The organism is Streptomyces sp. NBC_00572, assembly GCF_026341815.1.
Classification (GTDB): domain Bacteria; phylum Actinomycetota; class Actinomycetes; order Streptomycetales; family Streptomycetaceae; genus Streptomyces.
The window spans coordinates 4134139-4161026 of sequence record NZ_JAPENX010000001.1; the positions used below are offsets into that span (position 1 = coordinate 4134139).

Sequence of the window (26888 nt, forward strand, 5' to 3'; positions counted from 1 at the left end):
GCGGTTGGCCCTGCCGTGCCGCGCAGGGCCGTTACCCCGCCATTGTGTCCTGCGCGCCTCCGGCTGCCGAGGCACACTCCCCCTCTCCGCCGCGCGCCGCCCCGCAAGGGCAGTCCGGATGCGGTCTCAGCCGCTCCGCCCGCCACTCCGACAGCGGCAGAGACGCCTCCCAGCGGGTGCCCGTGCTCGCCGGGAGATCACCGTCCAGAAAGGCCAGCGCGTGGGCTGCGGCAAGGCCCGCCACCGCCGTCGCGAGGCCCAGATCGCAAGCGGGCAGCGGGTGCGGGGCGCCGGAACGCCACTGGGCGAGCAGCCGGGGCCAGACCGGCTCCCGGTCCGTCCGCTCCTCCTGGAGACACCGCGCGCACGCCGTACCGCCCGGCAGGACGAGCGGCCCGACGATCCCCGTCGCCTCAAGGACCCCGGCGTACAGGTGAGGGGTCCCGGTGGAGACCCATCGCCGGGCCGGGAGCGGATCGGGGACGTACGCGCCGAGACCGTCCCGCGGCGTCACCACGACGAGTGACAGTCCGACACCGCCGGCGCTCTCACCCGATCCGCTCGGACCGCGTGACCTCCGCCACCGGCCGACCAGACGGCGGGCCGCCGTCGCCCGGCGCTCGCCGACGGCCTCGGCCGGCAGCCCGCCCGGGGACGTCTCCCAGGGCTCCACCCGGCCCGAGTCGACGACCTCGACCCCGCCCACCCCCGCCGCCGTGAGCAGCGCCGCCACCATCGACCCCACCCGCCCCGCGCCCCGGACCTGGACGCGCAGGGTGCGCCGGGCCGCCAGGGTCCGAACCGCCCGCTCCGGCTCGGGGTGGACGACGGAGAGGGAGGCGAGGTCGGCGCGGAGCGGATCGAGGGCCGAGTCCACGGCGCCGGCCGCCGGCCCCACCTTCCCCGGACGCCCCGTCAAGGCGTCGGCGAGCAGCCCGGCCGATCCGAGCCGCCCGAGGAGCGCGTCGAGGCGTCCGTGCGGCAGGCCCAGGTTCCTCGCCTCCGCCCGCAGCAGCTCCGTCCCGCGGGTGCCGTCGAGCAGCCCGAGCAGCGTCCCCGTCTCCTGGTCGACCGGGTCGAGCACCACCGCGTGCGCGGGAGTGACTCCGAACTGGACGCGGTGGAGACTCCGCCAGGCCCGCCGCAGCGCCGGTTTCACCATCGGATGCATTTCCCCCGCCCCCGCATTCATGATCGACAGCTTCATGATCGGCAACGGCCATTCGCCGTCCCGATCCGAGAATGCCCCGCCGCCGTGACGGTCGCCGAAAGTTGTCCACAGGCAAGGGGATTAGTCATTCAAATGGTGTGGGGTGTGAGCGGATCGTTGCCGAAACCGCCCCGGAGGCGGGACTTCCCCCGCTGACAGCGGGTAACGTCGGGGCCGTGCCCGCCGACCCACAGCGCAGCGTGACCGACAAGCCGCACCGCGGTGCGGGGACGAGTGCGGTCGAGGTCCGCAGAAGCCCACGACGGAGCAGAACCGTCTCGGCCTACCGCGAGGGCGACCGGACCGTGGTGCTCATCCCGGCCCGGATGTCCGAGGCGGAGGAGCGCCGCTGGGTCGGCGTGATGCTGGACAAGCTCGCCGCCCAGGAGAGCCGCAGCGTCCTCGGGGACCGCGAGCTGACCGAGCGGGCGCTGCGCCTGTCCGAGCAGTACTTCGACGGCCGCGCCCGCCCCAGCTCAGTGCGCTGGGTCACCAACCAGAACACCCGCTGGGGCTCCTGCACCCCCTCCGAGGGCAGCATCCGCCTCTCCCACCGGCTCCAGGGCATGCCCGAGTACGTCGTGGACTACGTCCTGCTGCACGAGCTGGCCCATCTGCTGGTCCCCGGGCACGGCCCCAGGTTCTGGCGGCTCCTGGAGGCCTACCCCCGCACCGAGCGGGCACGCGGCTATCTGGAGGGCGTGGTCGCGGCCGAGCGCCTGCCGCACCTCCCGGGCGCTCGCGAGGAATGACACCTCCCGGCCGCTCGCGAGGAGTGACACCGTCCGTACGCGGGTGAGCGGTGTTTCCCGATTCCGTACCGAAAACGACCTGCCCTGTCTCAATGTCGCACTCACCCGTTAGCCTGGCGCGAGCATTCGCCATTCGGGATGGGGGACGGTCGTTACGCATGGCCAGGGAATTCCAACGCGGCCACAAGGCCAAGATCAGTGATCTCACCGCCGGGACCGACCTGTACATCGGTGTGCAGATCGCAGCGCCCGGGCTGAGCTTCGACATCAGCTGTTTCGGACTCGACGCGGACGAGCGGCTCTCCGACGACCGCTACTTCGTCTTCTTCAACCAGCCGAAGACGCCCGAGGAGTCCGTCCAGCTGCTCGGGGCGCAGTCCGGTGACACCGAGTCCTTCCGCGTGACTCTCGACCGCATCCCCGCCAACATCCACAAGCTGTCGTTCACCGCGACGATCGACGGCGCCGGCCAGATGTCGCAGGTCGGCCCCGGTCACCTGCGGATCGTGGCGGGCGGCGAGGAGGTCGCCCGGTACGCCTTCACGGGTGCGGAGTTCACCACCGAGCGCGCGGTGATGCTCGGCGACTTCTATCTGAAGGACGTGTGGCGCTTCGCCGCCGTCGGCCAGGGCTTCGACGGCGGCCTGGACGCGCTCCTGCGGAACTTCGGCGGCGAGGTCGCCGAGGAAGAGCCCGTCGCGCCGCAGCAGCAGGGCGCGGCTCCCGGCTTCGCCCCGCCGCCGCAGGCGACGGCGCCCCCGGCCTTCGGCGCTCCGGCGGCCCCGGCCCCCGCGCCCGCCTTCGGCGCGCCCGTGGCACCCGCGCCCGCGTTCGGCGGGCCGCCGGCCCCGCCCGCCCCGGCACAGCCGGTGCACACGCAGCCGACGATGGTGGCGCCGTTGGCGCCCGCGCCGGTCCCGCCGCCCGCACCGGCCCCCGCCCCCTACGGGCAGCCGCCGCAGCAGCCCCAGTACGGGCAGGTCCCGGGACAGCCCCCGGGCCAGTACCCCGGGCAGGTGCCGCCCCAGGCACCAGGGCAGTACCCCGTTCCGGGCCAGCCTCCGTACGGGCAGGCCGCCCCCGCCCCGTACGGGCAGCAGCCGGCGTACGGTCAGCAGCCCGGCGTCCCGCAGGGTGTTCCGGCGACCGGAGCGGGGCTCGCCGCCGCGCTCGCGCCGTACAAGGAGACCCCCACCGGCGCCCGCTGGACCCCGCAGAACCAGCAGCTCATGCGGGTCGACCTGGCGATGGGCGCGACGCCCGTCCTCGCCCGGCAGGGCTCCATGGTCATGTACCAGGGCAAGGTCGACTTCTCCCACAAGGGCGCCGGCTTCACCGGCCGGATCGTCGGCAACGCCACCGGCCAGGAGATGCAGCTCATGCGCTGCACCGGCCGTGGCCAGCTCTTCCTCGCCGAGGAGGGTGCCCATCTGCACCCGATCGAGCTCCAGGGCGACGGCATCTGCGTCTCCGCGGAGAACGTCCTCGCGTTCGACGAGTCCCTGCAGTACGAGGTGCGGCGCATCGAGGGCCACGGCATCCCCGGCGGCGCCCTGTTCACCATGCAGTTCCAGGGCACCGGCACCGTCGTCGTGAAGACCCACGGCGTGCCCGTGGTGCTGCCCGTCACGCCGACGACCTTCGCCGACTGCAACGCCGTCGTCGCCTGGTCGTCCGCGTCCCAGGTCATCCTCTCCAGCCAGGTGCGGCTCCGCCGCAACGCCTACCCGGGCCACAGCGGAGAGACCGTGAACCTCCAGTTCCGGGGAGCCCCCGGCAACTTCATCGTCGTCCAGCCCTACGAGGTCTGAGGGAGCCCGAAGTCATGAACCAGCAACTCGCGGGCTACGCCCCGACCCCCGTCGCGGCCCGGATGGAGAACCACGGCCGCACCATGCTCAGGGTGGCCATGGCCTCCGGCCAGGACCTCTACGCCCGGACCGGCTCGATGGTCTCCTACGAGGGGTACATCACCTACGAGCCCAACCCGCCGGCCGCCCGTCAGGTCGCCAAGGAGTGGGCCACCGGCGAGGGCACGCCCATCATGAAGTGTTCCGGCGACGGGCTGCTCTACCTCGCCGACTACGGCGCCGACGTCGTCGTGATCAACCTCCAGAACGACTCCATCTCGGTCAACGGCACCAACCTGCTCGCCTTCGACGCGCACCTCCAGTGGGGCGTCGAGAGGGTCAAGGGACTCGCCAAGTTCGCCGGCCAGGGCCTGTTCAACGTGGAGATCGCCGGCACCGGCTGGGTCGCGCTGACCTCGCGCGGCACGCCGATCGTCGTCGACTGCGGCCGCGGCGACGACGAGACCTACGTCGACCCCGACGCGCTCGTCGCCTGGTCGCCGTCGCTCAAGGTCAAGGGCAAGCGCAGCTTCAAGGCCTCCTCCCTCATCGGGCGGGGCAGCGGCGAGGCATTCCAGATGGCCTTCTCCGGCCAGGGCATCGTCGTCGTACAGCCGAGCGAAGACAGTACCGACCGCCTGCGGGTCCGGGGCTGAGGGGAGCGAGAACACACCATGCAGAGCCCGCTTTTCAACCACGCCGAACAGCAGAGCCAGGAGCGGTACGTCATCCAGAACCCGCAGCTCCTGCGGGTCAGCCTCACCGGGCAGGACGACGTCCTCGCCCGTAAGGGCGCCATGGTCGCGTACCAGGGACTCGTCGACTTCGACGGCGAGTACAAGACCCCGAGCCAGCGGCGGGCCCAGGCCCGCACCGGCGAGGGCCTGGACCTGATGCGCTGCTCCGGCCAGGGCACGGTCTACCTCGCCAACCTCGCCCAGTACGTCCACGTCGTGGAGATCGAGCAGGAGGGCCTGACCGTCGACAGCTCCTACGTCCTGGCGCTCGACTCGACCCTCCACACCGAGGTCATCGCCGTCGACAGCCAGTACGGGGTCTCCGGCACCGGCAAGTACCAGCTCAACATCTCCGGCCGCGGCAAGGTCGCCCTGATGACCTCGGGGCAGCCGCTGATGATGCAGGTCACGCCCGACAAGTACGTGAGCGTCGACGCGGACGCGATCGTCGCCTGGTCCACCGGGCTGCGCGTCCAGATGCAGGCGCAGACGCACAACTCCAACATCCGCAGCCGCCGCGGCAACACGGGCGAGGGCTGGGAGCTCAGCTTCCTCGGCCAGGGCTTCGCGCTCGTCCAGCCCAGCGAGGTCATGCCCCCGCAGAACGCGGCCATCGGCCAGGGCATCGCCGCCCAGTTCGGCGCCGGACAGCACGGATCCCACGCCCAGAACCAGAACAACGCCTGGAACTGAGCACCGGACAGACGTGAGGGGTGGTCGGCATGCCGACCGCCCCTCACGCGCGTGCGCTACGAAAGCCGCGCCAGCGTGCTCTCCATCAGCCGCACCACCGACGTGTCCGCCACGCCCGCCACGTCCTCGTACGCGAACCAGCGCAGGTCCAGCGACTCCTCGCTGATCTGCTCCACCGCACCGGCCGGGGCCAGCGCCGCGTACTGCACGTCCAGGTGCCAGTGACAGGGTGCCGGGATCGGATGCCGGTCGAGCCGCACCGGGCCGCCGGGCAGCAGGGTCAGCCCCGTGATCCCCGACTCCTCGGTCGCCTCCCGCAGCGCGGCCGACTCCACGGTCGCGTCCCCCGGCTCGCAGTGGCCGCCCATCTGCAGCCACATGCCCAGCTTCTTGTGCAGGGTCAGCAGCACGCGCCCGCGTGCGGGGTCCACCACCAGCGCGCTGGAGGTCAGATGCCCGGCCCCGCAGGGCTTGTACATGCCGTCCGGATGCGCGTCCAGGTGATCCAGGTACAGGTCACGCAGCTCCGGCTGGTCCTCGTACTCCTTGAGCACGAGGACCGCGTCGTCGTGCAGAGTCACTCCTTGCCGTCCCCGTCCTCGGGGGCGTCGCCCTTGGCCGCCTCACCGAGCATCTTGTCGAGCTCGGAGAAGTCCAGGTGCTCGCGGTGCACGAAGCCGTCCGGGTCGTCCAGGTCGGTCGCCGTCGGCAGCATGTCCGGGTGCTCCCACAGACCGTCACGGCCGTCCACGCCGCGCGCGTCGGTCAGCGAGGCCCACAGTCGCGCCGCGTCCCGCAGCCGCCGCGGACGGAGCTCCAGACCGATCAGCGTGGCGAAGGTCTGCTCGGCGGGACCGCCCGAGGCCCGGCGCCGGCGCAGCGTCTCGCGCAGCGCGTCCGCCGAGGTCAGCCGCGACTTGGCGGCCTCGTGGACCACCGCGTCCACCCAGCCCTCGACCAGCGCGAGCGCCGTCTCCAGCCGGGCCAGGGCCGCCTTCTGCGCGGGGGTGTCCTCCGGCTGGAACATGCCCTGCTGGAGCGCCTCCTGAAGCTGCTCCGGGTGCGTCGGGTCGAGCTGGCCCACCGCCTCCTCCAGCTTCGAGGTGTCGACCTTGATCCCCCGCGCGTACCCCTCGACCGCACCGAACAGATGCGCGCGCAGCCACGGCACGTGCGCGAAGAGACGCTGGTGGGCGGCCTCGCGCAGGGCCAGGTAGAGCCGCACCTCGTCGGAGGGCACGCCCAGGTCCTTGCCGAAGGCCTCGATGTTCAGCGGCAGCAGCGCCGCCCGCCCGGCCGGGCCGAGCGGCAGACCGATGTCCGTCGAACCGACGACCTCACCGGCGAGCGCGCCCACGGCCTGCCCGATCTGCTGGCCGAACATGGCGCCGCCCATGGAGCGCATCATGCCGATCAGCGGGCCCGCCATGGCCTGCATCTCCTCCGGCAGGACATCGCCCATCGCCGCGCCGACCCGCTCGGCGACCGGGTCCACGAGCTGCTGCCACGCCGGCAGCGTCGCCTCGACCCACTCCGCGCGGCTCCAGGCCACGGCCGTGCTCGCCCCGGAGGGCAGCGAGGTCACGCCGTCCAGCCACAGATCGGCCAGGCGCACGGCCTCCTCGACCGCGGACCGCTCCGCCGGACCCACGCTGGCGTCCTTGGTGCCGTCGGCGGTGCCCTGGGCCACCACCTGGCGCGCGATCTGCTTGGCCATGTCCCAGTTCACGGGACCGCCCTCGTAGCTCAGCATCTGCCCGAGCTGCTGGAAGGCGGCACCCAGATCGTTGGGGTTCAGCGAGCCGAACATCGCCGCGAACGGATTGTCCGCTCCGCCCTGACCGCTCGGACCGCCCATGCCGGGCAGTCCGCCGAAGCCGAACGGGTTCGCCCCGAAGGGGTTGCCGCCGCCCTGGCCACCGGACCCCTGGCCACCTCCGGCGGGGTCCTTCTTCTTGCCCTCGTCGCCGTTCTCCGGCTCCTCCGGCGGAAGGCCGAATCCGAATGGGGTGTCACTCACAGGTTTCCTCGGCTCGTAGGGCCGCCGGCCTCCTGCCGACGGCGACTGCCCGACCAGGGCCTGTCCAGACAGGCCCCGCACACCACCAGCGTAGACATCCGGGCCGGAAATGGGCTCGGTGCTCCGCCGGGCCGTGCCCTGCGGCAGGATGGACGCCACCTGGTCCGTACGCGTCATCCGTGTACGTACTGAAGACAACCGCTGGAGACGCCCGGTGAGTTCCCCAGATCCACAGGTTCGCGGAGCGCGAAACCACTCAACCCGGTCCGCCGTGCGCGGCCCCGTCGTCGCGGTCACCGGCGCCGCTTCCGGCGTCGGTGACCTGCTGACCCGGCGCCTCGCCGCCTCCGAGGAGATCAAGAAGGTCGTCGCCATCGACGAGCGCCGGGGCGAGGTCGCCGAGGCGCAGTGGCACATCCTCGACGTGCGCGACCCGGCCATCGCCGAGAAGCTGCGCGGCGCGGACGTCGTCGTGCACCTGGCCGTCGACCTCGACCTGGAGACCGACCCCGCCGCCCGGACGGCCTACAACGTGCGCGGCACGCAGACCGTGCTGACCGCCGCCGCGGCGGCCGGTGTCCACCGGGTGGTGCTGTGCACCTCCGCGATGGTCTACGGCGCCCTGCCCGACAACGACATCCCGCTCTCCGAGGACGCCGAGCTCAGGGCCACGGCGGAGGCCACCGGCGTGGGCGACATGCTGGAGATCGAGCGCCTCGGCCGCCGGGCCCCGCGCGCGCATCCCGGCCTGAACGTCACCGTCGTCCGCCCGGCCGTCCTCGTCGGCGGTACGGACACGGCGCTGACCCGCTACTTCGAGTCGCCCCGGCTGCTCGTCGTCGCCGGATCCCGGCCCACCTGGCAGTTCTGCCACGTGGAGGACCTGGTCAGCGCCCTGGAGTACGCGGCTCTCGAGAAGGTCGACGGGGAGTTCGCGGTCGGCTGCGAGGGCTGGCTGGAGCAGGAGGAGGTCGAGGAGCTCTCCGGGATCCGGCGCATGGAGCTGCCCTCCGCCGTCGCCCTCGGCGCGGCGGCCCGGCTCCACCGGATCGGGCTCACCCCGTCCCCGGCGGGCGACCTGGCGTACACGATGCACCCGTGGGTGGTGAGCGTCGGTCGGCTGCACGATGCCGGCTGGCGGCCGAAGTGGACGAACGAGGAGGTCCTCGCCGCGCTCCTGGAGGAGGTCGAGGGCCGCCACACGGTCGCCGGACGCCGTCTGGGCCGCAAGGACGCCACGGCGGCGGGCGCGGCCGGTGCGACGGTGGCGCTGCTCGGTACGGCGGCGCTCGTCCGGCAGATGCGGAAGCGGCGGGGGATCTGACCGGGGAGGCGTGCGGCGGCCTGTAGGACCCTCCTACGGAGGCCGCCGACGACCGGTCGAAACCGCTATTCCGGGATCCCGCGCGCGTGCGGCACCATGGGGCCATGGCACCGACCTTTGACCACCCCGGCGAGCAGGCCGCCGACGACCCGATCAAGCTCCTCGCGATCCGGGAGACCCCGCTCTCCCTCGACGAGGTCTTCCGGGCGGTCGGGGACGACGCCTCGGGCGGCACGACGCTCTTCGTGGGCACCGTGCGCAACCACGACGGCGGCGCCGACGTCGACGGTCTGGGCTACTCCTGCCACCCCACCGCCGCGGCGGAGCTGCGCCGGGTCGCGGAGAAGGTCGTCGCGAACTACCCGGTCCGCGCGCTGGCCGCCGTGCACCGCGTGGGTGACCTGGTCGTCGGTGACATCGCGGTGATCGTGGCCGTCTCCTGCCCGCACCGCGGCGAGGCCTTCGATGCCAGCCGCAAGCTCATCGACGACCTCAAGCACGAGGTCCCCATCTGGAAGCACCAGACCTTCTCGGACGGCACCGAGGAGTGGGTCGGGGCTTGCTGAGCCCGTCACCCCCTGGTGTGGGAGTCCCCCCGGCCGGAGGCTGGGGGAGGGTCGGAGCTTGCTGAGCCCGTCACCTGTGGCTGCCGGGCCCGCAAGGCGACGCGCCGACAGGGCGTAGCCGAACGCCCGATTTGCGTAACCGGCTTCCAGGCGCCAGCGTTGACCTCACAGATGACACAGTCTGCTGATCAACTCACTGGGGATGGGAGGTCGGGATGGCAGCGCTGGCCTGGTTGCTGATTCCGCTTTTCGCAGTCGTCGGCGCGGCGATATGGGGAAGCTGGGCTTCGAGGAACAAGACCATAGGTGACGTGGCCGAACTCGCCGGCTACGCACGCTTCCGGGACGCGATGGAACGCTCCCACACCACGCCCCACGATTCCGCTCGCGTAGAGCTCGAACCGGCCACCGCCGCCGGTGGTGTCACCACCTCGCCGTCGAGCTGACGCCCGCCGCCTCGTACGGACCGCCCCAGGGGTGCACCCACAGACGAGTCCCGTACTGTCGTTCCATGCCACGCCGCACCGCGACGATGCTCGCCTCCACCCTGGTCCTGATCTGTCTGCTCATCGCGGGCGTCCTGATCCCGGTGCCGTACGCGGAGATGAGCCCGGGCCCCACGGTCAACACCCTCGGCGAGGCCCGGGGAGAGCCCGTTCTGCACATCTCGGGGCGCAAGACCTACCCGACCGACGGGCACCTCAACATGACGACGGTCCGTGTCACCAGCGCGGACTACAAGATGAACGCCGTCGAGGCCGTCTACGGCTGGCTGGCCCACGACAACGTGGTGGTCCCGCACGACACGCTCTACCCGGACGGCAAGACCGAGGAGGAGTCGAGCCAGGAGAACGCCGAGGAGTTCAGCCAGTCCCAGGAGAGCGCCAAGGTGGCCGCCCTCAAGGAGCTGAACATCCCGGTCGTCTCCCGGGTCGTCGTCGGCTCGGTGATCAAGGGCTCGCCCTCCGAGGGCAAGCTGCACGCCGGCGACGTGATCAAGGCCGTCGACGGGGTGGCGATCACCGCGCAGGCCGATGTCGCCAAGCAGGTCGTGAAGCGCAAGCCCGGCCAGGACGTCGAGTTCACGATCGTGCCCGCCAAGGAGGCGGCCGCGGCCGAGAAGGCCCGCAAGGAGCCGACCGTCACCCGGAAGGTGGTCATCACGACCACCACGTCCAAGGAGGGCGACCGGGCCGTCGTCGGCATCCAGGCCGGCACCGACCACGTCTTCCCGTTCACGATCGACATCAACCTGGCCGATGTCGGCGGCCCCAGCGCCGGGCTGATGTTCGCCCTCGGCATCGTCGACAAGCTCACCCCGGAGAGCCTCACCGGCGGCCGGTTCATCGCGGGCACCGGCACCATCGACGACGCGGGCAAGGTCGGCCCGATCGGCGGTATCGAGATGAAGCTGGTCGGCGCGCGCAACGCGGGCGCCCGGTACTTCCTCACCCCGGCCGACAACTGCGAGAACGCCGCGAGGGACACGCCGGACGGGCTGACCCTGGTCAAGGTGGACACCATCGACGACGCCACGAAGTCCCTGGAGAAGCTCCGCGCGGGCGACACGAAGTCCCTGCCGAGCTGCTCGAAGAGCTGACCACGCGCGCGTACGACGAGAGAGGGGCTCCCGGTCGCATCGACCGGGAGCCCCTTCGTCCGTGAGGGCCGGGTCTCAGGACTCGAAGGTCGCCGCCAGGGCCTCGGCGAGGCCCGGCACCAGGTCGGGGCCGGTGAGGACCTCGGTGGCCGTGTCCTTCTCGCGCAGCCGGATCGCCGCCTCGCGCGCGCCGCCGCGCAGCACCGCCACGGTCATCCGCACCTCCTGGCGGTCCGGGTGGGCGGCCACCCACTTGGCGAGCTGCTTCTCGTTGAGGCCCTGCGGGACCTGGGCCTCCGCCGACGGGGGCAGCATGAGCCGCTCCACCGTCATGGCGCAGCCGGCCACGCCCGCGGGCCAGGCGATCGTGCCGAGGAATTCGTCGAGGGGCTTCCCGCGCGGCAGCTTCTCCTGCTCGATCGGGGTGTAGGCGGTGGCATCGTCACCCAGGCCCAGCTGGGAGGCGAGCGCGGGTTCCTTGGCGCGCAGCCGTGCGGTGTCGACCAGGGCGAACAGGCGGGCCGGCTGGTCCCAGCCGAGGCCCGCCGCGTACTCGTCGATCTCGAGTACCGCGCGGGTGAGGGGGCTCGCGGCCATTGCCGGGCCGGAGGGGGAAACGTTGGACATGACCAACATCCTGCCTCCTCTTCCCCGGAACACGGGAACTAGGTAAAGCCTCAGTAAGTTGCATGAGTGGGCTCTACGATCGCGGGGCCTGCTTTCAGACGCATCAACATCGAGGGGCGCACGTTGGCTTTCCAGATGCCGGACCGCGGCGGTAGCCCGTCCGGGCCAAGGATGAGAGTCGGCCGGCCGTCCCGGCGGGCCCGAACCCTGCTCATGACACTCGGGGTACTGGCCGTGCTGGCCATGGCGTTCGTGATGTTCGCCGGGTTCTGGACGGACTGGCTCTGGTACCGCTCGGTCAATTACTCGTCCGTGTTCACCACCACGCTCTGGACCAAGATCGGCCTCTTCGCCGTCTTCGGTCTGCTGATGGGGCTCGCCGTCGGCCTGAACATCTGGCTGGCGTACCGACTGCGGCCGCCGCTCAGCGCGATGTCGCTGGAGCAGCAGAGCCTCGACCGGTACCGGATGGGCCTCGCGCCGTTCAAGAAGTGGGTGCTGCTCGCGGTCACCGCCCTGGTGGCGCTGATCGCCGGCGCCTCGGCCTCCGGGCAGTGGCGCACCTGGTTGATGTGGATCAACGGCGTGAAGTTCGGCCAGAAGGACCCGCAGTTCGGGCTCGACGTGTCGTTCTACGCCTTCGACCTGCCCTGGTACCGGTTCCTGCTCGCGTTCGGCTTCGCCGCCGCCGTCCTGTCGCTGATCGCCGCCGCGCTCACGCACTACCTGTACGGCGGGCTGCGGATCACCAGCCCGGGCGCGCGTGCCACCGCCGCGGCCACCGGCCACCTCTCGGTGCTGCTCGGCGTCTTCGTGTCGCTGAAGGCCGTGGCGTACTGGCTCGACCGGTACGGCCTGGCCGTGAAGTCCAGCGACTTCAAGGCCACCGGCAACTGGACGGGTCTGCGGTACGTCGACGCCAACGCCTACCTGCCGGCGAAGACCATCCTGTTCTGCATCGCCGCGATCTGCGCCGTGCTGTTCTTCGCCACGCTCTGGCGCCGCACCTGGCAGCTGCCGGTGATCGGCTTCGGTCTGATGGTGCTGTCCGCGATCCTGATCGGCGGCCTGTACCCGGCCATCGTGCAGAAGTTCCAGGTCCAGCCGAACGAGCAGGCCAAGGAAGCGCCGTACATCCAGAAGAACATCGACGCGACCCGCAAGGCGTACGCGATCGACGGGACGAAGCCCGAGAACTACTCGGGCAAGTCGACGGTGAAGGCCAAGGACCAGCTGCGCACGGACGCCGACTCGGCGGCCAGCTACCGCGTCCTCGACCCGAACATCGTCTCGCCGACGTTCCAGCAGCTGGAGCAGAAGCGGAAGTACTACCAGTTCCCGACGACCCTGGACGTGGACCGGTACGCGGGCAAGGACACCGTCGTCGGTCTCCGTGAGCTCAACATCAAGGGCATCCCGAAGCGGAACTGGATCAACGACCACTTCACCTACACCCACGGCTACGGCGCGATCATGGCCGCGGGCACGCAGACCGATGCCAACGGCTCCCCGGTCTTCACCGAGGCCGGACTGCCGACCACGGGCATGCTCGGCCCGTACCAGCAGAAGATCTACTACGGCGAGAAGACCGATCAGTACTCGATCGTCGGCGGTCCGCAGAAGGAGCTGGACTACGAGGAGAACGGCGAGAAGACCACCAGCTACGAGGGCAAGAGCGGGGTCAACCTCTCCAACACCTTCAACCGCGCCGCGTACGCGGTGGCCTTCAGCGAGCCGCAGATCCTCTACTCGGGGGCCATCGGCGAGGGCTCGCGGATCCTCTACAACCGCACGCCCAAGGAGCGCGTCGAGGCCGTCGCGCCGTGGCTGACCATCGACGGCGACGCCTACCCGGTGGTCGTCGACGGCCGGATCCAGTGGGTCATCGACGCCTACACGACGACCAACGGCTACCCGTACGCCTCGCGCACCACGCTCGGCGACACCACCGCCGACTCCCTGACCGTCGGCAACCAGCAGCGCGCGGTCGTCGCCCAGCAGAACCAGGTCAACTACATCCGCAACTCGGTGAAGGCCACCGTCGACGCCTACGACGGCACGGTGAACCTCTACCAGTGGGACACCCAGGACCCGGTCCTGAAGACCTGGATGAAGGCCTTCCCGGGCACGGTCAAGGGCAAGTCCGAGATCAGCGGCGACCTGATGAAGCACCTGCGGTACCCGCAGGACATGTTCAAGGTCCAGCGTGAGCTGCTGACCCGCTACCACGTCACCGACCCCGCGCAGTTCTACAGCGGCTCGGACGCCTGGCAGGTGCCGGACGACCCGACCAACAAGGACGGCAACGCGGTCCCGCCGTACTACCTGAGCATGAAGATGCCCGGGGACACGGCGCAGCGCTTCTCGCTGACGACGACGTTCACGCCGAACGGGCGGCCCAACCTGGGCGGCTTCATGGCGGTCGACGCCGATGCCACCAGCAAGGAGTACGGTCGGATGAGACTGCTGCGGGTCACCGAGGACGTGCCGGGCCCGGCGCAGGTGCAGAGCAAGCTCAACGGTCTGCCGTCCGTGGCCACCTTCGTCCGGGACATGAAGGGCGCCGACTCCGACATCCAGTACGGCAACCTGCTGACCGTCCCGCTCGACGGCGGATTCCTGTACGTGGAGCCGGTCTACGCCCAGGGACGCAACGCGCTCTACCCGCTCCTGAAGAAGGTCGCGGTGTCGTACGTGGACGCGGACCAGCCGGAAGGTGACACGACCAAGGACACCACGGTGTTCGAGGACAACCTCACCAAGGCGCTCAACGCGGTCTTCGGGGTGGAGGCGCCGACCACGCCGCCCACCACACCGACGACCCCGCCGGGCACCACGAACCCGCCGCCGGCTTCGAACGACGCCGCGCTCAAGCAGGCGATCTCCGACGCGCAGAAGGCGTACGACGCGGGCGAGGCGGCGCTGGCGAAGGGCGACTGGGCGGCGTACGGCAAGGCCCAGGAGGACCTCCAGGCGGCTCTCCAGAAGGCGGCCGAGGCCGGGGCGAAGCTCAAGCCGACGGGATCAAGCGGCTGACCTGAGGTTTTCCACCCCGCGACCGTGGTACGGTTGGTTTACCGACGCGGGGTGGAGCAGCTCGGTAGCTCGCTGGGCTCATAACCCAGAGGTCGCAGGTTCAAATCCTGTCCCCGCTACTCAGAGGACGAGGGCCCGGATCCATAAGGATCCGGGCCCTCGTCGTGTGTCGGCGTGCACGGGGGGCCCGAAGAGCGGTAGGGAAGGGGCGAGTTGGCGTGAGTCGTGTTTGACTTGTCTCTCTGTGGGCATGTCGACAAAACGCTGAGTGACCTCACTGGCTGCGGTATACCAGGTGTGCTCGGGTTGCGGGTGGTGCGACGATGGTATTTATGGGGGACAGGGCAACTCTGTTGGAGACAGGGCGGTTTGTGCAGCGGCACGCCAGAAACGCCGCGGACGAGATCATCGAGGCAGTAGGGGCCGTCGATGCGGCCGTCGACACCACCGCCGAGACCGATGCCGACACCGAGAACGAGACCGAGACCGAGGCCCGCCACCGGCGCGCCGCCGAGCGCGGCGACCTCGCCTCGATGAGCGCCCTCGGCGCGCTGCTGCTGCGCCGTGGTGACCTCGACGGCGCCGAGCCCTATCTGCGTGGCGCCACCGCCGAAGGCGACCGGGCCGCCGCGAACAACCTCGGGGTCCTGCTGCACCAGCGTGGATACGCCGAGGAGGCCGCCGGCTGGTGGCGGGTCGCCGCCGTCGCCGGTTCCGCGCCCGCCGCCCACGCCCTCGGCCGCTACCACCGCGAGCGCGGCGACGAGCCCGCCGCCGAGTACTGGCTGCGCCAGGCCGCCGAGCAGGGCCACGCCCTCGGCGCGTACGCCCTCGCCGACCTCCTGGAGCACCGCAGCGACGTCGGCGCCGAGCGCTGGCTGCGCGCCGCCGCCGAACAGGGCCACCGCGAGGCCGCGTACCGGCTCGCCCTCGCCCTGGAGCGCCGCGCCACCGAGACGACCCGCGGCCCGCACGACACCGGCACCCGGCTCAGGGTGCCCGGCACGGGCGCGATCGTGCCCACCGGCGCCCGTGCGACGGGCGCCGACACCGCCGTGCCCGGGCGTCCCGCGGGAGAGCCCGGCGGCGAGCCGACCGAGGCCGAGCAGTGGTTCCGGCAGGCCGCCGCGCGCGGCCACCGGCGGGCCGCGCTCCACCTCGGCGCGATCCTGGAGCACCGGGGCGAGCTCAAGGAGGCCGGCCGCTGGTACCTCAGCTCCGCCAAGGAGGGCGAGGCCAAGGCCGCCTGCGCGCTCGGCTTCCTGCTCCGCGACGCCGGTGACGAGGAGAGCGCAGCCGTGTGGTGGCTGCGCGCCGCCCAGGACGGCGACGGCAACGCGGCCAACGCGCTCGGCGCCCTGCACGCCGCCCGGGGCGAGCAGCAGACCGCCGAGCGCTGGTACCGGGCCGCCATGGACGCGGGCGACGTGAACGGCGCCTACAACCTCGGGCTGCTCTGCGCCGCCCAGGACCGCATCCCGCAGGCCGAGCAGTGGTACCGCCGGGCCGCCTACGCGGGCCACCGCGAGGCCGCCAACGCCCTCGCCGTACTGCTCCTGCAGGCCGGCGACGCCAACGGCGCCGAGCCCTGGTTCTCCAAGGCCGCCGAGGCCGGCAGCGTGGACGCCGCCTTCAACCTGGGCATCCTCCACGCGGGCCGTGACGAGGACCGTACGGCCCTCGTCTGGTACGAGCGGGCCGCGGCCGCCGGACACACCGAGGCGGCCCTCCAGGTCGGCATCGCCGCCCTCCGGGACGGCGACGAGCGGACCGCCGAGCGCCACCTGCGCTGCGCCGCCGGCGGCGGCAGCGCCGAGGCCGCCTTCCGGCTCGCCTCGGTGCTCGACGCGCGTCGCCCCGACCCGGGCCCCGCCGTCCTCGGCGCGCCCCGGGAGGAGAAGACCGAGTGCGAGGAGTGGTACGAGCGGGCGGCCCAGCAGGGGCACCGGCGTGCCCAGGTGCGGGTCGGCATGCTCGCCGCCGGGCGCGGCGACCTGGCCGAGGCCGACCGTTGGTACCGCGAGGCGGCGGAGGCCGGCAGCCGCAACGGCGCCTTCAACCTCGGGCTGCTCCTCGCCCGCGAGGGCAGCGAGCGCGAGGCCGCCCTGTGGTGGACCCGGGCCGCCCGGGCCGGCCACGGCCGTGCCGCGCTCCGGCTCGCGCTGCTCGCGGCACGCCGCGGGGAGCTGACCGAGGGGCGCCGCTGGTGTGCCCGCGCGGTGGAGCTGGGTCCGGCGGAGGTCGCCGAGCGGGCGGCCCGGCTGAGCGAGGCACTGCACCAGGAGCTCACCGCCTAGGGCTCCGCCCCATGGATTTGCGCTGGTCGAGGGGCGTCCCGTAGAGTCGGGTTTACCGACGCGGGGTGGAGCAGCTCGGTAGCTCGCTGGGCTCATAACCCAGAGGTCGCAGGTTCAAATCCTGTCCCCGCTACTCAGTAGCAACGAAGGCCCGGATCCAGTCACTGGATCCGGGCCTTCGTCGTGCTCGCGGCATCACGAAGAAGGCCCCCGCCTGTGGCGGGGGCCTTCTTCGATGCGTCAGGCGGTCGTCGCGCAGCTCGGGCAGATGCCCCGGTACGTGACCTCGACGTTCGAGATGGTGAAGCCGAAGCGCTCGGTGTCCGGCAGGTCCGCCAGCGGGTCGCCGCCCGGGTGGACGTCACGGATCGCACCGCAGCGGCCGCAGACCAGGTGCTGGTGCGGCCGGTGGGCGTTGGGGTCGTAGCGCTTGGCGCGCCCGTCGGTCGCGACCTCGATGACCTCGCCGAGGGTGACCATCTCGCCCAGCGTGTTGTAGACGGTCGCGCGCGAGATTTCGGGGAGTCGCGTCACGGCGCGCGCATGGACCTCGTCGGCGGTCAGGTGCACATGATCACCGTCGAGGACCTCGGCCACGACACGCCGCTGCGCGGTCATCCGCCAGCCGCGTCCGCGCAGTCGTTCCAACAGGTCACTCATGAGGGCCAGCGTAACAGTCGCACTGCCGGGTTCCCGAACAGGTGTGACTTTAGAAGTTCATTTGACTTAGACATTGTCTATTGTAGGATCGATTACGGCAGCGTAGGACAGGACGCAGGAGGCGCACGTGACGCAGGGACCGCTCACCACGGAGGCCGGCGCGCCGGTCGCCGACAACCAGAACAGCGAGACGGCGGGCGTCGGTGGTCCGGTCCTCGTCCAGGACCAGCTCCTCCTGGAGAAGCTCGCCCACTTCAACCGCGAGCGCATCCCGGAGCGCGTGGTCCACGCGCGCGGTGCCGGCGCCTACGGCACCTTCACGCTCACCCGCGACGTCTCGCGGTGGACGCGGGCCGCGTTCCTCTCCGAGGTCGGCAAGGAGACCGAGACCTTCCTGCGCTTCTCCACCGTCGCGGGCAACCTCGGCGCGGCCGACGCGGTGCGCGACCCGCGCGGCTGGGCGCTGAAGTTCTACACCGAGGAGGGCAACTACGACCTCGTCGGCAACAACACCCCGGTGTTCTTCATCAAGGACGCCATCAAGTTCCCCGACTTCATCCACACCCAGAAGCGCGACCCGTACTCGGGCTCGCAGGAGGCGGACAACGTCTGGGACTTCTGGGGCCTCTCCCCGGAGTCGACCCACCAGGTCACCTGGCTCTTCGGTGACCGCGGCATCCCCGCCTCGTACCGCCACATGAACGGCTACGGCTCGCACACGTTCCAGTGGAACAACGAGGCCGGCGAGGTCTTCTGGGTCAAGTACCACTTCAAGACCGACCAGGGCATCAAGAACCTCACCCAGGACGAGGCCAACCGCCTCGCCGGCGAGGACCCGGACTCGCACCAGCGCGATCTGCGCGAGGCCATCGAGCGCGGCGACTTCCCGACCTGGACCGTGCAGGTCCAGATCATGCCCGCGGCCGACGCGGCGGACTACCGCTTCAACCCCTTCGACCTCACCAAGGTGTGGCCGCACGAGGACTACCCGCCGATCGAGATCGGAAAGCTGGAGCTCAACCGCAACCCGGAGAACATCTTCGCCGAGGTCGAGCAGTCGATCTTCTCCCCGGCGCACTTCGTGCCCGGCATCGGCCCGTCCCCGGACAAGATGCTCCAGGGTCGCCTCTTCGCCTACGGCGACGCCCATCGCTACCGCGTCGGCATCAACGCCGACCACCTGCCGGTGAACCGCCCGCACGCCACCGAGGCGCGCACCCACTCCCGTGACGGCTTCCTCTACGACGGCCGCCACAAGGGCGCGAAGAACTACGAACCGAACTCCTTCGGCGGCCCGTTCCAGACGGACCGTCCGCTGTGGCAGTCCGCCCCGGTCACCGGGGGCACCGGTAACCACGCCGCCGCGGTCCACTCCGAGGACGACGACTTCACGCAGGCGGGCAACCTCTACCGCCTGATGTCGGACGGTGAGAAGGGCCGTCTCGTGGACAACCTGGCGGGCTTCATCGCCAAGGTGTCGCGCGAGGACATCGCCGAGCGCGCGATCGACAACTTCCGCCGGGCGGACGACGACTTCGGCAAGCGGCTGGAGGCCGCGATCCAGGCCCTGCGCGGCTGAGGGCGCTTGCCGTAGAGAGAGCGGGCCGGATTTCCGTACGGATTCCGGCCCGCTTTCGCGTCATCCCGCGACGCTGTGCAGAGGGGTCCAGCAGCGGATGATGTCGCGCACCGAGACGATGCCGACGGGACCCCGGTCGTCGAGGACGACCAGATGGCGGAAACCGCCGTGCGTCATGGCCTCGGCCGCCTCCTCCAGGGTCCAGGTGGGGGCGGCGAAGACGACGTCGTGGGTGGTGTGGGCGTCGGCAGTCTCGGCGTCGGGGTCCTGGTCGCGGGCCAGTGAGTTGAGGATGTCGCGCTCGGTGAGGATGCCGAGTCCGGCGTCCCCGTCCAGGACGACGGCCGCGCCGACGCGACGCGCCGCCATCAGCCGGGCGGCCTGTCGGAGGGTGTGGGCGGGGCCGATGGTGAGGACCACGGTGCTCATGGCGTCACGGACGAGCATGGGCGGAGCCACCTCCTTGGTGAAACGTTCCCGCCTTCAACGAGAAGCGCTTCACAAGTTCACAAGCGGGGGGACTCTCAGAGTGACACCGGGGGAGGGGGCCGACAAGGGGGCGCGCGAGGCGCTTCCGGGGAGTGCGCGTGAGCCGCGTTCATCGTTTGTCTACCGCCGCCGCCGAGGATCGGTACGCACGCCGAACCGAAGGAAGGCAACGGGGATGAAGACGATCGTGAAGAAGACGCTGCGCGGGGCCGCGGGGGCCGCGGCGGCGGGACTGCTGGCGGTGGCGGGGACGGTGGCCGGATCCGGCACGGCCCAGGCCGCCTACGACCCCGGCACCCAGACCCTGTGGGGTGACGAGCCGCTCTACCCCGGCTGGCACGTCAGCACCGGCTACGCCCGGCTCATCATGCAGACCGACGGCAATCTCGTCTTCTACCGGACGAGCACACCGGGCGACTGGTCGAACGCCACTCCCCTCTGGCACACCGACACCGTCGGCTGCGGCTACAAGGCCGTCATGCAGAGCGACGGCCGGCTCGTGGTGCGCGGCGCGGACGGCCGCGAGTGCGCCTCACGGGGCCACGACAAGGGTGGCTCCGCCTACGCCTGCCTCCAGGTCGGGGACGGCCCGGGCGGCCTCCACATCTGGTACACCAACACCCGGTGCGGCACCTTCAACGCCCTCACGGCGCGGACACTGAGCTCGACGACCGAGGACAGGATCCTCTCCGACCTGTACTGACCGGCCCTGCTCCCCATCCCCCTCCACACGTGGCCCCGGCCCGGACCCCCTTCCGGCCGGGGCCACCGCACGTCCGCGCCCGGTGGCTCAGCCCGAGAGACGACCCACCAGATCGGCCACCGACCACTGCGGCCGGGCCGCGAGCCGCGCCGCCGCCGATCGCAGCCGGGCCGGCAGCCGGCCGCACAGCTCGGCCAGTTCCCGGGCCGCGTCGGCCTCTCGACGGATCCGGTCCGGGCCCGCGATCCGGGCGAGCAGTTCGTACGCGTCGTCCGGATCGAGCGGTCCGACCGGCAGCCGTACGGCCCCTGGTCCCGCTGCCACCTCCGGCTCTGCCCCCGCTGCCGCCGCCACCCCCTCCTCCGCCTCCGCCTCCGTGAGCAGGGTGGCGCACCCCGCCCCGCCGGGCAGCAGCGGCCCCGGCTCCCGTACCCCGTCGAGCAGCACCAGGACCCGGCGGCCCGCGAGCGCCGCCCGGTATCGGGCCGCCAGCTCGCCCTCGCCCGTGCCCTCCGGAGGCCGCTCGCCCAGCGCCCGCAGGAACCCGGCCAGGACCTCCCGTACGGCTCCGGGGGCATCACCCCGCGCGTACAACTGACCGTCCGGGAACGCGTCGCGCACCCGGTGCGCCAGATGCACCGCGAGCGTCGAAGCGCCCGCCCCGTACGGCCCCGAGAGCAGGACCACCCGGCCGCCGGCCTGCCCGCCACCGGACCGCAGCAGCCCCTCCGCCTCCCGCACCTGCGCCCCGCGCCCCACCAGATCCGGGATGTCCGGCGGCAGCTGGCACGGACGCGGCACGGCGAGCCCCGGACCGTCACGCCGGATCCGCTCGAACAGGCCGGTCAGCGCCCCGCCCGGATCCAGCCCGAGCCGCCGGTCCAGCCGCTCGCGCAAGGCCTCGAACAGCGCCAGCGCCTCCGCGCGCCGGCCGCACCGGTACAGCGCGAGCAGACACAGCCGGTGCGCCTCCTCGTCCTCCGGGCGCGCCGCCGTCAGCTCGCGCAGCGCCGCGAGGACATCGGCGTGCCGGCCGAGCGACAGCTCCGCCTCGTACGACGCCATGACCGCCGCGTGACGCGAGGCCGCGAGGCGCTCCCGGGTGCGTGCCGCGAGCGGCCCGGGCACCCCGTCGAGCGCGGTCCCGGACCACCGGCCCAGGGCGCGCGCGAGGAGTTCCCGCGCCTCCTCGGGGGCGTCGCGCAACCGGGCGACGGCGCGGCCCGCCTCGTTCTCGTACCGGAAGACGTCCACCGCCTCGCGGGCGACGGCGAGCCGGTAGCCGCCCGGCCCGGCGACCAGGACGCCCGGACGGTCCAGCGCCCGCCGCAGCCGGTGGGCGTGCGTGCCGATCTGACCGACCGGGTCCTTGGGCCAGTCGTCCTCGTCCTCGCCCCACAGCGCCGTGATCAGCCGCTGCGTGGGCACCAGCTCTCCGGGCGCGAGCAGCAGGGCGCACAGCACCGCTCGCTGCTGCGGGCGGCCGAGCGCACGTTCCCGTCCGTCGAGCCATGCGCGCGGTGGGCCGAGAACGGCGAACTCGAGTCCCATGACACCCCCCCTGAGCCATGAGTACTTCGCGGTTGACGTGGCGCATCATAGGCCGCCGGGACGCGCCGCCCGGAGGGGTTGCGGACCGTCGGCGCGCCGCGCCGACCAGCGGAAACAAGAGGGAAAGACGGGGGTCACGGTGGACACGGTGGACACGGTGGGCAGGGGGGTCACGGTGGACAGGGGGGACACGGGAAAGCTGCGGTTCGCGCTGCTCGGGCCGCTGCGCGCCTGGCACGGGGACGAGGAGATCGCCCTCGGCCGCCCGCAGCAGCGGGCCCTGCTCGCGGTGCTGCTCGACGCGTCCGGGCGGACGGTCGCACACGGCGTGCTCGCGGAGGGCATCTGGGGCGAGGGCGCCGCTCCCGCCGACCCGCGCAAGGCGCTCCAGCTGCTCGTCCACCGGCTGCGGTCCGCGTTCCGGCCGCACCTGGCCGAGTCGCCGATCGTCCGGGTCGGGGACGGGTACGCCCTGCGGGCGCCGGACGCGTGGGTCGACACGGCCGAATGGCGGCGGCTGGTCGCGGAGGCGCACGCCGAACCGTCGCCGGCCGGGGTACGGGAAGTGCTGCGCGCCGCGCACCGGCTGTGGGCCGGCGAACCGCTCGCCGGCCTGCCAGGACCCCACGCGGAGGCGGTCCGCGCCCGCCTCGCCGAGGAACGGCTCAGCGCCCTGGAGCAGCGGCTCGAACTCGACGCCGAGCTCGGCGACCGCCCCGACCTCACCGCCGAGGTCGCCGCCCTCTGCCTGGAACACCCGTGCCGCCCCCGCCTCGTCGCCGTCCACATGCGCGCCCTCCACCGCGCCGGCCGCACGGCGGAAGCCCTGGCCGTCTACGAGGACGCCCGCGCGTCCATCCCGCCGGAGGCGCTGTCCGGCCCGGCCGACACGAACGTCCCGGGCAACCGCTCCGGCCCGGCCGGCCGACCCGCTCCCGGCGCCCGCTCCGGTCCGAACAGCCGTCCCGGCCCGGCCGGCCCCGTGCCCGATTCGCCCGCCGGACTTCAGCTGCGGATCCTGCGCGGCGACCCGACCCTGCTCGGCGCAGTGGCGGACGGGCCCGCGGAGGAGGACGCGCCCGTATGGCGCGCACCCGGGCAACTGCCCTCCGGACTCGCCGACTTCACCGGCCGGGGAGACGCCGTCGAGGCGCTCGCGGAGCAGCTGGGGGCGGGTGGCAGGGCCGTCGTGGTGTCCGCGCTCGACGGCATGGGCGGGGTCGGAAAGACCACGCTCGCCGTGCACGCGGCGCGGCGGGCGGCCGACCGCTTCCCCGACGGGCAGCTCTTCGCCGACCTGCGCGGCGCCGACCGCACCCCGCGTGAACCGGCCGCCGTCCTCGCCGAGTTCCTGCGCGCCCTCGGGGTGGCCGCCGAGGACGTACCGCCCGGCACGGCCGAACGCTCCGCCTGCTACCGCTCCGTGCTCACCGGCCGCCGGGTCCTCGTCGTCCTCGACAACGCCGCCGAACCCGAGCAGGTCGAGCCGCTCCTGCCCGGCTCCGCCGACTGCGCGGTCCTCGTCACCAGCCGCACCCGTCTGCCGGGCCTGGCGGGCGCCCACCACCTGCGGGTCGACCCCCTCCCGGCCGACGAGGCCGCCGAACTGTTCACCCGGATCGCGGGCCCCGACCGGGTCGCGGCCGAGCCCGGCCTCGTCGAGGAGATCGTCGCCGCCTGCGGGCGCCTGCCGCTCGCCGTACGGATCGCCGCCTCCCGCGTCGCCGCCAACCCCGGGACCGGCCTCGCCGCGCTGGCCGAGGGACTGCGGGACGAACGGCGGCTCGCCGCCCTCGACGACGGGGAGCGGGCCGTCGAGGCCACCTTCGCGCTCTCGTACCACCGCCTCACGCCGGAGGCGGCCCGCGCCTTCCGGCTCCTCTCGCTGCCCGAGGCGCCCGACGTCGCCCTGCCCTGCGCCGCAGCCCTCCTCGACCGCTCCGAGGAGGAGGTCGACGAACTCCTCGAAGGGCTCGTGGACCTCAACCTGCTGCACTCGCCGGGCTTCGGCCGGTACGGCTACCACGACCTGGTCCGCGCCTACGCGCGCGACCGGCTCGCCGAGGAGGAGAGCGGCACGGACCGGGGCGCCGCGGCCGCGCGGCTGCTCGACTTCTGTCTTGCCACCGCCCGCCACGCCGACACCGCCGCCCGATCCGTCGACCCGGTCGAACGGAGCCTGCTCGACACGCCGGTGACCCTGCCCGGCCGCCCGCTCGCCACCGGCGCCGACGCCGTCCGCTGGATGCGCGACCAGGCCCCGGTGCACGCCGCCGCCGTCGCCCTCGCCTGCGCGGACCCGGCCCTGCCCCTCGCCCAGGCCGCCGAACTCGTCGACAAGATGGGCTCGGTCCTCTTCGAACGGACCCAGACGACCGTCATCGCCGGCCTCGCCGAGCGAATCGCCGGGGCGGCCGCGACCCGCGGCGACCGCGCACCCCAGGCCCTCGCCCGCTATGTGCGCGGCACCATGCTCTGGCACGTCAACCGCTACGAGGAGTCCCGGACCGAGATCACCCGCGCGGTGGCGCTGTGCGAGGCCCTCGCTCAGGACCCGGACCCCACGGCCGGGCCGGCCGCCCGCGTCCGGGCCAAGGCGCTGCTCACGCTCGCAGGGAACGCGCGCGTGCACGGGCGGCACGCGGAGGCGGCCGGGCATGCCGGGCGGGCCGCCGAGGTGTTCCGGGGGCTCGGGGCCGAGCGGGCCGAGGGCAGCGCCCTGGGGGAGTTCGCCTTCAACGCCGCGCACACCGGGCGCCTGACCGAGGCCCGGCAGGCCGCCGAGCGCGGGGCGCGGCTGATGAGCGGGACCGGGCCGGTGTCCGCGGCCACCGGGCGCTACTACCTGGCGCGGGTGCTGCGGCTGTGCGGGGACCCGGAGGGGGCGCTCGCCCAGGCGACCGGGGCCCGGGAGGAGTTCGCCCGGCTCCAGGTCGCGGTGTTCGAGGCGGCGGCGGGCGACCTCGCCGCCCGGATCCAGGCGGAGTGCGGCCGGGCCACGCTCGCCGCGGAGGCCGCCGAGGCGGCGCTGCCGCTCGCCCGGAAGACCAGTGTGGCCCTGGAGGCGGCCCTGCTGCACACCCTCGGCTCGGCGCTCGTCTCCCTCGGCAGGCCCCGCCGGGCCCGCGCCTGCCTCCAGGACGCGGCGGAGCTGTACGCACGGCTCGGCATCGCCGACGAGGAGCAGGCCGTACGAGCGCTGCTCGACACCCTGCCCGCGCCGTGAGGTGCACGCGCCTCCTGCCTGCTCCGTGAGGTGCTCCCAGGCACCCGCCCGCGCCGGGAGGAGCCCAGGCACCCTGCCGTGCCGCTCACGGCGCACCCGGGTGAGCGCCCGCGCTACGCGCGTTGACCGGATGTCTACCGGTGTCGGTGAACGTACTCCCCGTCAGGTCACCGACACGACTGGAGAGATCACGACATGACGACGCAGCCGCAGAACGGGCAGGTGTGGACGCTCCTCGCGGGCAACGGCCTCGCCGCCGACGTCAACGCGAGCCAGACCGGCAACGGCAACCGGATCCAGGGCTGGGCGCCCAACGGCAGCGCCGCCCAGGGCTGGGTCTTCTGGGCCAAGCCGAACAACACCTTCCTCCTGGAGACCAGGCTCACCCACAACGCCCACGCCGCCGGCCAGGCGATGGTGATGGACTACGACTACTCGCACTTCACCACCCACCTGTTCCAGGAGCACGGCCAGGCCAACCAGCTCTGGCACCTGGAGGACGGGGGCGACGGGCGGGTCCTGCTGCGCAGCGCCCGCCCCGACGAGGGCCCCGCCTACCTCACCGCCGACGCGCAGGGCGCCGCGCTCGGCGTATGGCGGCGCGACCCCGCCAACCAGGGCCAGGTCTGGCGGCTCGCCCCGGCGGGCAGCACCGGCGGCGGCCAGGGCGGCGGCACCCAGCCGCAGCCCCAGCCGCAGCCCGCGCCGGCCGGTGTGCACGGCGAGATGCTGGCCATGGTCAACGAGGAGCGCCGCCGCGCCGGAGTCCCGGCCATGCGCCTCGACGACCGGCTCTCGTCCGCCGCCCAGCGCCACGCGAACGACCTGGCGTCGCACGACCTCACACAGCACAACGGCACCGACGGCTCCGACTTCAGCAGGCGCATCAGCGACGCCGGATACGCCGGCAACACCGCCCGCGCGGAGAACGTCACCCCGGCCAACAGCGTCCCCGAGGCCATGCGGATGTGGATGGACAGCCCCGGCCACCGCAGCAACATCCTCAACGGCGCCTACCGCAACCTCGGCGTCGGGTACGCGCCGAGGCAGCGCGGCAACTGGGGCCGCTTCGTTCAGACCTTCGGGAGCTGAACCCGATGGGAACGACATGGATCCCCGGCGCCGTACGCCTCGGCGACAGCGCCATCGGCGGCCCCATGGACAGCCCCGAACTGCCGCCCCGGGTCGTCTGGCACACCACGGAGAGCGGCGCGGGGAACGCGGCCTTCGACTCCGTCGGCGCGTACCTGATCCGGCAGGGCAGCGAACCCCACCTCCTGTACGACCCCACCACCGACCGGCTCGGCCAGTTCGGGCCGCTCGACCGCAGCGCCCGCGCGCTGCGCAACGACGGGGACACCCGGACCAACCGGACCGGCCGGGTCTGCGTGCAGATCGAGGTCCTGGCCCGCGCCGCGACCCCGTTCACCGGCTACTGGAAACCGGGCCCGAACTTCCGCGCGCTCATGGCGGCCGCCCGCTCCTGGGGCGTGCCCGACGTCTGGGCGGGCCGGGAGCGGTCCCGTACCGACTGGCGGGGGAAGGGCGGCCACTTCGGCCACGTCCACGTCCCCGGCAACGACCACTGGGATCCGGGGAACATCGACCCGGCCCGGCTCTTCGCCGCCGCCGGCGGGTCCACCGCACCGGCACCGGCGTCCCGGCAGCACCTGCGGTCCGTGGTCAGCCTGGCCCGGGTGCTCGCGGCGGCCCGCACCGACCCGGCGGCCGCCCAGGGCGTGGCGGCGCACCGCGCCGACGCGCTGCCCGTCGAGAAGGCGCTCGCCGCCGAGGGGCTGCTGCGCGCCGAATGGGCGGACGGCTCCTTCGGCACCAGGACCCTCACCGCGTACGCCGCCTGGCAGCGCCGCTGCGGCTACACCGGCGGCGACGCGGACGGCATGCCCGGCCGCACCACCCTGGAACGGCTCGGCAAGGCGCACGGCTTCCAGGTCACCGCATGACCCC

At 72.7% G+C, this 26888-nt stretch carries 22 protein-coding genes and 2 tRNA genes; 17 read left to right on the forward strand and 7 right to left on the reverse strand.

Annotated elements, in window-relative coordinates; genetic code table 11:
• Window positions 1-31 precede the first annotated feature (31 nt).
• Window positions 32-1171: a ThiF family adenylyltransferase gene (locus tag OG514_RS19310; RefSeq protein ID WP_266896385.1), complete on the reverse strand. Its 1140-nt coding sequence runs from the start codon at window positions 1169-1171 to the stop codon at window positions 32-34.
• A 215-nt stretch (window positions 1172-1386) separates the two neighbouring features.
• Between OG514_RS19310 and OG514_RS19315 the strand changes: the two genes are divergently transcribed.
• The 4 genes from OG514_RS19315 (at window position 1387) to OG514_RS19330 (ending at window position 5242) form a co-directional block, all read left to right on the forward strand.
• Window positions 1387-1962: a M48 family metallopeptidase gene (locus OG514_RS19315; RefSeq protein ID WP_266896387.1), complete on the forward strand. Its 576-nt coding sequence runs from the start codon at window positions 1387-1389 to the stop codon at window positions 1960-1962.
• Window positions 1963-2120: 158 nt separating this feature from the next.
• On the forward strand, window positions 2121-3773 hold the full coding sequence (locus tag OG514_RS19320) for a TerD family protein (protein WP_266896389.1): 1653 nt from the start codon (window positions 2121-2123) through the stop codon (window positions 3771-3773).
• 14 nt (window positions 3774-3787) lie between these two features.
• The gene (locus tag OG514_RS19325; RefSeq protein WP_266896391.1) at window positions 3788-4468 is read left to right on the forward strand and encodes an AIM24 family protein; all 681 of its coding nucleotides are present in this window, start codon (window positions 3788-3790) and stop codon (window positions 4466-4468) included.
• An 18-nt stretch (window positions 4469-4486) separates the two neighbouring features.
• Window positions 4487-5242 carry an AIM24 family protein gene (locus OG514_RS19330; protein ID WP_266896393.1) on the forward strand — a complete coding sequence of 252 codons (756 nt, stop codon included), beginning with the start codon at window positions 4487-4489 and terminating at the stop codon, window positions 5240-5242.
• Between the two features lie 56 nt (window positions 5243-5298).
• On the opposite strand, the gene OG514_RS19335 is transcribed toward OG514_RS19330, so the two are convergent.
• Window positions 5299-5823: an NUDIX hydrolase gene (locus OG514_RS19335; RefSeq protein ID WP_266896395.1), complete on the reverse strand. Its 525-nt coding sequence runs from the start codon at window positions 5821-5823 to the stop codon at window positions 5299-5301.
• A complete protein-coding gene (locus tag OG514_RS19340; RefSeq protein WP_266896397.1) occupies window positions 5820-7262 on the reverse strand; it encodes a zinc-dependent metalloprotease in 1443 nt (480 codons plus the stop codon). The genes OG514_RS19335 and OG514_RS19340 overlap by 4 nt, the downstream gene beginning before the upstream one ends.
• Window positions 7263-7476: 214 nt before the next feature.
• Between OG514_RS19340 and OG514_RS19345 the strand changes: the two genes are divergently transcribed.
• From OG514_RS19345 to OG514_RS19360, 4 genes are all read left to right on the forward strand, one after another.
• On the forward strand, window positions 7477-8586 hold the full coding sequence (locus tag OG514_RS19345; protein WP_266896399.1) for an SDR family oxidoreductase: 1110 nt from the start codon (window positions 7477-7479) through the stop codon (window positions 8584-8586).
• A 104-nt stretch (window positions 8587-8690) separates the two neighbouring features.
• A complete protein-coding gene (locus OG514_RS19350) occupies window positions 8691-9152 on the forward strand; it encodes a molybdenum cofactor biosynthesis protein MoaE (RefSeq protein WP_266896401.1) in 462 nt (153 codons plus the stop codon).
• A 311-nt stretch (window positions 9153-9463) separates the two neighbouring features.
• Window positions 9464-9598, forward strand: coding sequence for a hypothetical protein (locus OG514_RS19355; RefSeq protein ID WP_266896403.1), 135 nt, complete (start codon window positions 9464-9466; stop codon window positions 9596-9598).
• Window positions 9599-9663: 65 nt separating this feature from the next.
• A complete protein-coding gene (locus tag OG514_RS19360) occupies window positions 9664-10752 on the forward strand; it encodes a PDZ domain-containing protein (protein WP_266896405.1) in 1089 nt (362 codons plus the stop codon).
• 75 nt (window positions 10753-10827) lie between these two features.
• Here the strand turns inward: OG514_RS19360 and OG514_RS19365 are convergent, their stop codons facing one another.
• Window positions 10828-11379, reverse strand: a complete 552-nt coding sequence (locus OG514_RS19365) for a PPA1309 family protein (RefSeq protein WP_266896407.1) — start codon at window positions 11377-11379, stop codon at window positions 10828-10830.
• Window positions 11380-11514: 135 nt separating this feature from the next.
• On the opposite strand from OG514_RS19365, the gene OG514_RS19370 reads away from it, so the two are divergent.
• From OG514_RS19370 to OG514_RS19385, 4 genes are all read left to right on the forward strand, one after another.
• Window positions 11515-14415, forward strand: coding sequence for a UPF0182 family protein (locus tag OG514_RS19370; RefSeq protein ID WP_266900893.1), 2901 nt, complete (start codon window positions 11515-11517; stop codon window positions 14413-14415).
• A gap of 45 nt (window positions 14416-14460) precedes the next feature.
• Window positions 14461-14534: transfer RNA gene (locus OG514_RS19375), tRNA-Met, on the forward strand.
• 204 nt (window positions 14535-14738) lie between these two features.
• Complete coding sequence (locus tag OG514_RS19380) at window positions 14739-16712, forward strand: tetratricopeptide repeat protein (protein WP_266896409.1); 1974 nt, start codon at window positions 14739-14741, stop codon at window positions 16710-16712.
• 59 nt (window positions 16713-16771) lie between these two features.
• Window positions 16772-16845: transfer RNA gene (locus OG514_RS19385), tRNA-Met, on the forward strand.
• A gap of 107 nt (window positions 16846-16952) precedes the next feature.
• Here OG514_RS19385 and OG514_RS19390 read toward each other — a convergent pair.
• Entirely contained in the window at window positions 16953-17372 is a 420-nt protein-coding gene (locus OG514_RS19390; protein WP_073808920.1) for a Fur family transcriptional regulator, read from the reverse strand.
• Between the two features lie 127 nt (window positions 17373-17499).
• On the opposite strand from OG514_RS19390, the gene OG514_RS19395 reads away from it, so the two are divergent.
• The gene (locus OG514_RS19395) at window positions 17500-18951 is read left to right on the forward strand and encodes a catalase (RefSeq protein ID WP_266896414.1); all 1452 of its coding nucleotides are present in this window, start codon (window positions 17500-17502) and stop codon (window positions 18949-18951) included.
• A 60-nt stretch (window positions 18952-19011) separates the two neighbouring features.
• Here OG514_RS19395 and OG514_RS19400 read toward each other — a convergent pair whose 3' ends face one another.
• On the reverse strand, window positions 19012-19398 hold the full coding sequence (locus tag OG514_RS19400; protein WP_266896416.1) for a cyclic nucleotide-binding/CBS domain-containing protein: 387 nt from the start codon (window positions 19396-19398) through the stop codon (window positions 19012-19014).
• A gap of 217 nt (window positions 19399-19615) precedes the next feature.
• Between OG514_RS19400 and OG514_RS19405 the strand changes: the two genes are divergently transcribed.
• A complete protein-coding gene (locus OG514_RS19405) occupies window positions 19616-20143 on the forward strand; it encodes a hypothetical protein (protein ID WP_266896418.1) in 528 nt (175 codons plus the stop codon).
• 87 nt (window positions 20144-20230) lie between these two features.
• Here the strand turns inward: OG514_RS19405 and OG514_RS19410 are convergent, their stop codons facing one another.
• The gene (locus OG514_RS19410) at window positions 20231-21694 is read right to left on the reverse strand and encodes a BTAD domain-containing putative transcriptional regulator (RefSeq protein WP_266896420.1); all 1464 of its coding nucleotides are present in this window, start codon (window positions 21692-21694) and stop codon (window positions 20231-20233) included.
• A 175-nt stretch (window positions 21695-21869) separates the two neighbouring features.
• On the opposite strand from OG514_RS19410, the gene OG514_RS19415 reads away from it, so the two are divergent.
• The 3 genes from OG514_RS19415 (at window position 21870) to OG514_RS19425 (ending at window position 26884) form a co-directional block, all read left to right on the forward strand.
• Window positions 21870-24920, forward strand: coding sequence for an AfsR/SARP family transcriptional regulator (locus OG514_RS19415; protein WP_266896422.1), 3051 nt, complete (start codon window positions 21870-21872; stop codon window positions 24918-24920).
• A gap of 195 nt (window positions 24921-25115) precedes the next feature.
• On the forward strand, window positions 25116-26012 hold the full coding sequence (locus OG514_RS19420) for a CAP domain-containing protein (RefSeq protein WP_266896424.1): 897 nt from the start codon (window positions 25116-25118) through the stop codon (window positions 26010-26012).
• 5 nt (window positions 26013-26017) lie between these two features.
• On the forward strand, window positions 26018-26884 hold the full coding sequence (locus OG514_RS19425) for a peptidoglycan-binding protein LysM (RefSeq protein ID WP_266896426.1): 867 nt from the start codon (window positions 26018-26020) through the stop codon (window positions 26882-26884).
• The last annotated feature ends 4 nt before the right edge of the window (window positions 26885-26888 follow it).

What these genes read in the sequence shown, in the direction of transcription:
- OG514_RS19310 (WP_266896385.1), bottom strand. Translation starts at nt 1,171, where the DNA reads ATGCATCCGATGGTGAAACCGGCGCTGCGGCGGGCCTGGCGGAGTCTC.
- OG514_RS19320 (WP_266896389.1), top strand. Translation starts at nt 2,121, where the DNA reads ATGGCCAGGGAATTCCAACGCGGCCACAAGGCCAAGATCAGTGATCTC.
- OG514_RS19325 (WP_266896391.1), top strand. Translation starts at nt 3,788, where the DNA reads ATGAACCAGCAACTCGCGGGCTACGCCCCGACCCCCGTCGCGGCCCGG.
- OG514_RS19330 (WP_266896393.1), top strand. Translation starts at nt 4,487, where the DNA reads ATGCAGAGCCCGCTTTTCAACCACGCCGAACAGCAGAGCCAGGAGCGG.
- OG514_RS19350 (WP_266896401.1), top strand. Translation starts at nt 8,691, where the DNA reads ATGGCACCGACCTTTGACCACCCCGGCGAGCAGGCCGCCGACGACCCG.
- OG514_RS19360 (WP_266896405.1), top strand. Translation starts at nt 9,664, where the DNA reads ATGCCACGCCGCACCGCGACGATGCTCGCCTCCACCCTGGTCCTGATC.
- OG514_RS19365 (WP_266896407.1), bottom strand. Translation starts at nt 11,379, where the DNA reads ATGTCCAACGTTTCCCCCTCCGGCCCGGCAATGGCCGCGAGCCCCCTC.
- OG514_RS19370 (WP_266900893.1), top strand. Translation starts at nt 11,515, where the DNA reads ATGCCGGACCGCGGCGGTAGCCCGTCCGGGCCAAGGATGAGAGTCGGC.
- OG514_RS19380 (WP_266896409.1), top strand. Translation starts at nt 14,739, where the DNA reads ATGGTATTTATGGGGGACAGGGCAACTCTGTTGGAGACAGGGCGGTTT.
- OG514_RS19390 (WP_073808920.1), bottom strand. Translation starts at nt 17,372, where the DNA reads ATGAGTGACCTGTTGGAACGACTGCGCGGACGCGGCTGGCGGATGACC.
- OG514_RS19400 (WP_266896416.1), bottom strand. Translation starts at nt 19,398, where the DNA reads ATGCTCGTCCGTGACGCCATGAGCACCGTGGTCCTCACCATCGGCCCC.
- OG514_RS19405 (WP_266896418.1), top strand. Translation starts at nt 19,616, where the DNA reads ATGAAGACGATCGTGAAGAAGACGCTGCGCGGGGCCGCGGGGGCCGCG.
- OG514_RS19410 (WP_266896420.1), bottom strand. Translation starts at nt 21,694, where the DNA reads ATGGGACTCGAGTTCGCCGTTCTCGGCCCACCGCGCGCATGGCTCGAC.
- OG514_RS19420 (WP_266896424.1), top strand. Translation starts at nt 25,116, where the DNA reads ATGACGACGCAGCCGCAGAACGGGCAGGTGTGGACGCTCCTCGCGGGC.
- OG514_RS19425 (WP_266896426.1), top strand. Translation starts at nt 26,018, where the DNA reads ATGGGAACGACATGGATCCCCGGCGCCGTACGCCTCGGCGACAGCGCC.